Annotated in this window: 3 protein-coding genes and 1 pseudogene; all 4 read right to left on the bottom strand. The window is 70.1% G+C overall.

Features of this window, described 5'->3' with window-relative positions:
• Positions 1–223, bottom strand: a pseudogene (locus ACFWFI_RS39960) (hypothetical protein); the annotation flags it as partial.
• 27 nt (positions 224–250) lie between these two features.
• Entirely contained in the window at positions 251–3,439 is a 3,189-nt protein-coding gene (locus tag ACFWFI_RS39955; protein WP_387400417.1) for a glycosyl hydrolase 115 family protein, read from the bottom strand.
• An 84-nt stretch (positions 3,440–3,523) separates the two neighbouring features.
• On the bottom strand, positions 3,524–5,062 hold the full coding sequence (locus ACFWFI_RS39950) for a sodium:solute symporter family protein (RefSeq protein ID WP_387400415.1): 1,539 nt from the start codon (positions 5,060–5,062) through the stop codon (positions 3,524–3,526).
• Between the two features lie 119 nt (positions 5,063–5,181).
• Positions 5,182–6,285: an endo-1,4-beta-xylanase gene (locus ACFWFI_RS39945; protein ID WP_387400413.1), complete on the bottom strand. Its 1,104-nt coding sequence runs from the start codon at positions 6,283–6,285 to the stop codon at positions 5,182–5,184.
• Between the last annotated feature and the right edge of the window lie 118 nt (positions 6,286–6,403).

Raw genomic sequence — 6,403 nt, 5'->3', positions numbered from 1 at the left:
CCTTGACGGTGACGGGCTCCGCCGACCGCGCGTTCTCCGCCTCGGCGGCCGCCGAGACGAGCGCCGCGGCCCGTTCCCTGGCCGCGGCCGGGGTGCAGGACCAGGAGGCGTGCGCCGAAGGGCCCTCGATCAGGATTCCGACCTGGAGAGGCCCCTCCGCGGGCCCTGGGGCCACCTCCAGCGTCGCACCGCGTCCCTCGGTGTCCCGGATCTCGATGCTCATCCCTGCCGCCTCCTCGTCCCGCTCCGGTCAGCTCAGCCGGAGACTCTCCGGCGGACCCAGATAGCTGGGCTTGAGGCCGCCGGTGTCCACCACGAGGTTCTGGAGTACCACGGTCGGGTCGACCATCCAGAATTTCAGTACGTGGGCGCCTGCCCGGCCGATGTGGTGTGCGGTGCCGGTGCGGTTCACGTTGTCCGAGGTGTTGCGGGCCCACTGCGTGTTCATGGTGCCGTCGTCGGACCCCGTGACCTCGGTGATCTTGACGGACTGCGGCGTGTCGTCGTCGAACGAGACGGCGTAGGTGAGTCCGTCGGTCGCGAGGGCGTTGTTGCGGGGCGACAGGTACGCCCAGACGGTGACCGGTCCGGTGGTGAAGAGGCTCATCCGGTACTCCAGCCTGGGCCCGCGGCCGCCCGGGCTCTGCCGTGCCGCGGTGACCGGGAAGGGCTCCATGCCCGATCCGGTGCGGCCTATGCCGGGGATGCGCCGCCAGGAGATTCCTCCGCGGCCGACCGCCCGGTGGAAGTGGTCCGCCTCGATGGAGACGTATCCGTTGGCCTCGACGAACCCCGTCAGCTCCGCGCGTGCCGTTCGGGGCCGGTCGACCACGGCCCGGACGACGACCTCGCTGCCGCCGGGACCGGACACCGTGACGGGAACATGCGTGACGCCCTTCGGGGCCCGCGACCAGTCGACCCGGAAGGTGACCCGGGTCTGGGCGTCCACCCGGCCGCGCGTCCGGTCGGCGATCAGCCAGGAGACACCTGTGCGTATGCGGAAGTCGAAGGGTTCGGTGCCCCGGTTGAACACCTCGACGTACTGCGCGGGCTGGCTCTGGTACGGGCTGAAGACCGGCAGGACCGCTTCGCCGCCGCCCTCACCGGACGCCGGCCACCAGCCGGAGGAGCCGTCGACGGCCACGCCCATCTCCGCCCTGTGCGGGAGTTCGATGCGCCGCACGGCGGGGAAGATCTCGTCCGCTATCGCCACGTTGTTCAGCTCGGGCTGCTGCCAGGGCGCGTTGGGGCCGTAGCGGTCCACATCGCCGTAGCCGATGTGCGGCTGGGTCTGGAAGCCCTCCCATTTGCCGTCGGCCACCTCGGTGTTGAAACGCCTCGCCAGGGCGAGGTCCTCGGCCAGACCCGCCTCGGCGGTGGCCGCGAGCTGGTTGGTCAGCGCGCGGCCCTGGGGCGCGTAGTGCAGGTTGGTGAACTCGGCCTCCCGCAGGGCGTACAGATTCGCGGTGGCCCGGACCGCGTATCCGACGAGCTGGTACCAGGCGTCCTGGGCGGACGCCGGCAAGCCCCGCCGCACGCGTTCCGCGGCGGCGTCCAGGCGCAGCCAGTCCTCGGTGACCCGCTCCAGCTCGCGGTAGTCGACGATGCTGAAGGGCGTGGCCCGGTCGTCGTAGACGATGGCGGAGGAATCCGTCGCGGGGTCCTTGGCCGGGTCGAGGGTGATCTTCCGGTTGAGCAGCTCGGGCTTGCGGCGGGACTGAAGCCGGGCGTAGGTGCGCAGGATCTCGGCGATCTCCTCGGCCTGCCGCTCGCCGAAGTTCTGCGCGGAGTAACGCTCCTCCCACTCCGGGAGCGCGTCCAGGGGCCAGCGGTCGGGGTCCCAGGCGTACTCCAGGAAGAACTGGGTGGCCAGTTCGTTGCCCTTGAGATCGCCCACGTTGGTGACCCAGAGGCCGTGGTTGCCGTAGGCCGCGCTCTGGTGGAGCTGGTCCCACATGTTGGGGAGCGAGGCGGTGTCGACCCACTTGTAGTTCCGCCCCACCCCGACGTAGTCGAAGTGGTAGTAGAGGCCGTAACCGCCGCCGCGGGCGTCGTTCTTCAGGTCCGGCAGCTTGCGGACGTTGGCCCAGTTGTCGTCGGTGAGGACGACGGTGATGTCGTCCGGGACCCTCAGGCCGCGGTCCCAGTAGTGCTGGACCTCCTTGTAGAGGGTCCACACCTGCGGAACCCCGTCCTGTGCGCCGATTTCCTCGGCGAGGATCTCGCGCTGGGTGGCGATGATCTCGGTCATCAGCTCGATGCCGTCGCCGTCCGGCAGGCTGACGTCGCCGTTGCCTCGCATGCCGAGGGTGACCACGCCCTCGAAGTCCTGGTCCGCCATGCGGCGGATGCCCTCCCGCCAGTAGGCCTTGATGGCATCGGCGTTGCGGCGGAAGGACCACTCGCCGGTGCCGCCGTACGGGTCGTGTCCGGGCTTGGTGATGTTTCCGGCGCTGTCACGCACGGCGGCGACGGCGTGCCGGTTCCACTCCTCGATGCCGCGCATCATCGGGGCCTCGTGCGAGGTGCCCATGACGACCCCGTAGGCCTTCGCGGTGGCGTGGTTCTCGGGGTCGTCCTCGGCGAAGGCCCGGCCCCAGACCGCCGGCCAGAGGTAGTTGGCCTTCAGACGCAGCATCACCTCGAAGATCTTGGCGTAGAAGGCGGCGTTGAACCCGCCCTCGAAACCGGGCGCCTTGCCGGGGCCGAAGAACGCGGGCGCCCAGGTGCCCAGCGCCGGGTTCTCGTCGTTGATGAAGAACCCGCGGTACTTGACGGCGGGGGTGCCCTGACTGTGCAGGCCGGGCAGGACGTACAGCGCGTCGCGGTGCACGGGAGTGACGTCGTCCCACCAGTACCAGGGCGAGACGCCGATGCCCCGGGAGACGTCGTACGCGCCGAAGACCGTGCCGCGCTGGTCACTGCCGGCGATGACGAACGCACGGTCCACGCCCGGCAGCGGCTTCTCCACCACGGTCTGCAGGCTGGTCTCCCACTTGCCCCGGACCCCGGAGACGTTCAGCTTCCCGGCGGAGATCAGGCCGTCGATCAGCGGGCTGCGGCCGATGGTGCCGACGAGGACGATCTCGCGGCCGCGTGGTGTCGCCTCCCGCGAGAGCGCGGGGCGGACGCCGGTGACACGCTCGATGTCGTCCTGGAGGTCACCGGCCACCCGTACGACGCCGGCGTAGTCCTTGTCGCTGACCACGATCGGGGCCGCCCTGCCCGCCCTGACCAGCGGGAAGGCGCCGGATCGGGGCGTGAACGAGATGTACGCGCCGGGGTCGGTGGGGCGGACCGCCGAGGGGTGTCCCGGGCCAACCGGCGTCGCCGCGGCCTCACCGGTGAGCCCCATCAGCGATCCGAGCGGCGTCGCCGCCAGGGCCGTGAAGCCGAGACCGGCCCCGAGGACCGCTCTGCGGCTGGTGTGCTTGTCCATATCGCTCTCCCCATTTTGTTCACACGCATGACAAATTGGACGGGCGTGAGCCCTTGGCAGATGTTCGGTGCGGGCCGGGCGAGGTCAGTCGGTGACGCCCGACGGCGCGGCGGGGCCCGGGTCGACGGCCGGCGCCTGTTCGCCGCCCCCGCTCGGGACGGGCGAGAGCGCGGCGACGATCGCGTCGGCGGTGTCGTCCGGCTCCGGACTGATCAGCCCGACGACGATGAACACCGCCAGCGACGTGACCAGCGGCGTGACGATCACGAGCGTCTGGTCCGTGCTGTCGAGCACGAACTTCACGAGGAGGTACCCGAGCAGCCCCAGCGCCCAGGAGGAGAGCGCGGCCCGTGGCCCGAACCGGCGGAAGGCGGGCAGCAGTCCCAGCAGCATCGGGATGGATATGGGGCCCATCACGGCCGCGACCAGCCCGACGATGATGCCCAGCACGCCGCCGAAGTGATCCGCCTGGATCGCGACGATCATGCTGACGCTGATGAAGACGACGGTGCACACCCGGGCGACGAGCAGCCCGGTCGCCGGGGACAGGTCCCGCGCGCGGCGGACCACGGCGGGGATGATGTCGCGGGTGACGACCGCGGAGACCGCGTTGGCGTCCGAGGAGGCCATCGCCATGGTGTGGGAGAACATCCCGGCCAGCGTCAGGCCGACGAGCCCTGCGGGCAGGTAGGACTCCGCCATCAGCGCGTAGACCTTCTGCGGGTCCGCGATGTCCGGCAGCAGGACGGCCGCGGCGACGGGCGGGAACAGCAGGACGGCCGGCCAGATCACGTACAGCAGGGCGGAGAGCACGGCCGAACGGCGTGCGGCCTTCGGGGAGTCCGTGGCCATGTACCGCTGGGCCAGGTTCCACATGCCGCCGTTGTACTCGAAGAGCTTCACGACGACGTACGCGCCGAGGAAGGTCGCGGTGTACGGGCCGACGAGCGGCTGCCCGTGCCCCTCGGGCAGCCTGTCCCAGATGGTGCCCAGGCCCGCCGGGCCGTCCCCGAGCCGGTCCAGCACGACCCAGAGCATGGCGAGTGCGGCGGCGCCCTGGATGATGAACTGCCCGAAGTCGGTGAGCGCGTCGGCCCACAGGCCGCCCACCGTGCAGTAGAGCAGGGTGACGATGCCGGTGATCAGGATTCCGGTGGTCATCGACATGCCGGTGAACACGTTGAGCAGCACGGCCACGGAGGCCCACTTCGCGGCCACGTCGAACACCTTGAGCAGCGCGCCGCTCCAGGCGAGCGCCTGCTGGGTGGGCACGTTGTAGCGCTTGGCGAGGTATTCCAGGGGGGAGGCGACCGCGTAGCGCTGCCTCAGTCTCTGCCAGCGCGGGGCGAAGAGCCAGGCGCCCACCGCGGTACCGAACGCGAGGGGCAGGAAGGCCCACACGTAGACGGTGATTCCGTAGCTGTAGGCGATGGCGGCGTACGCGACGAACACGGCGGCGCTGTACCCGGACATGTGGTGGGAGATGCCGGAGAGCCACCAGGGCATCCGGCCGCCTCCGGTGAAGTAGTCGCTCACATTGCCGACGCGGCGGTGCGACCAGAGGCCGATGAGCAGCATCACCAGGAAATAGCCGCCCAGGGCGGCCCAGTCGAGCGGGGCCATCAGAACTCCTCGATGTGCGTACGTGACCGGGGCGGCCGGCACACGTGTGGAATGGGTGGGCGCCGTACGGAACGGAGTCCCGTACGGCGCCTCTTACGTACCTGTGGGGACGGTGCGGTTCAGTGCCGGCCCGCGGCGAGCGTCAAGGTCTGACGCAGGGTGCTGTAGGCGGGCTTGGGGGCGTAGTTCTCGTCGAGGATGTTGGCCGCGCCCTGGCCGGGGAAGGTGTCCGGCACCCAGGAGTAGGTGTCGGTGAATCCCCAGACGGTGAAGTCGTTGCAGCCCGGGGTGAGAAGGCAGCCGCGCAGCAGGACCCCGTAGCCCTCTGCCTGGGCCTCGAGCTTCGTGCTGTCGGCGGGCATGGGCATCCGGACGTCCGCCTCGGTGATCGCGGTCTCCAGACCGAGGCGGTCGAAGCGCAGCATGTTGTCGGCGATGTCGTGCGGCGCGCTGTACTGGACGCCCAAGTGCCCCTGGATTCCCACGCCGTGGACCGGAACGCGCTGCTTGCGCAGCTCGGTGACCAGCCCGTAGAGGGCTGTGCTCTTCGCGTTGACGCCCTCGATGTTGTAGTCGTTGATGAACAGCCGCGCCTTGGGGTCCGCTTCGTGGGCCCAGCGGAAGGCGTCCGCGATGTAGCCGGGTCCGAGCTTCCGCAGCCAGATGCTGTCCCTCAGCGTGCCGTCGTCGTTGAAGGCCTCGTTGACGACGTCCCACTGCCAGATCTTGCCCTTGAAGTGCGTGACCTGGTCGGTGATGTGCTGGTGCAGGATCTCCCGCAGCTCGTCGGCGGTGAAGTCGCCGTTGTTCAGCCAGGCGGGCAGCTGGCTGTGCCAGACCAGGGTGTGGCCGCGGACGAGCTGTCTGTTCTTCTTCGCGAAGTCGACGAGCTCGTCGGCCGCGGCCCAGTCGTAGGTGCCTCGCTGCGGCTCGACCGATTCCCACTTCATGACGTTCTCGGCGGTGACGGAGGAGAACTCCCCCGCGACCTCGGCACGGTAGGGCGCGTCCTCGGCCAGGGCGTCGGTGTTGACGGCCGTGCCGATGCGCAGTCCGGCCTTCAGTCCGAGGGCGCCGAGTGACTGCGGGGCCGCGCCGTGGCCCTTTCCGCCGTGCCGGCCGGTGTCGTCGGTGGCGGCGGAAGCACTGGAGAGGGTGAACGCGGAGACCAGGAGCACGGCGGCCGCGGAGCCGACCGCGACCGAACGAGTTGCCTTGAACATGACAGATGCCTTTCGGTGATGACGCGTGGGCGCGAAGCCGTCGGGCGAGCGCGCCGGGGTGGCCTTCGAAAGTTTCGACATCTACCCGGCGTACCCCTGTGGGTACGCCGGGCGGGCG

Source organism: Streptomyces sp. NPDC060209, assembly GCF_042728155.1.
Taxonomy (GTDB): Bacteria; Actinomycetota; Actinomycetes; order Streptomycetales; family Streptomycetaceae; genus Streptomyces.
This window is presented reverse-complemented; position numbering and strand designations above follow the sequence as displayed.

Coding starts and splice junctions, on each gene's coding strand:
- ACFWFI_RS39955 (WP_387400417.1), bottom strand. CDS start 3,439: ATGGACAAGCACACCAGCCGCAGAGCGGTCCTCGGGGCCGGTCTCGGC.
- ACFWFI_RS39950 (WP_387400415.1), bottom strand. CDS start 5,062: ATGGCCCCGCTCGACTGGGCCGCCCTGGGCGGCTATTTCCTGGTGATG.
- ACFWFI_RS39945 (WP_387400413.1), bottom strand. CDS start 6,285: ATGTTCAAGGCAACTCGTTCGGTCGCGGTCGGCTCCGCGGCCGCCGTG.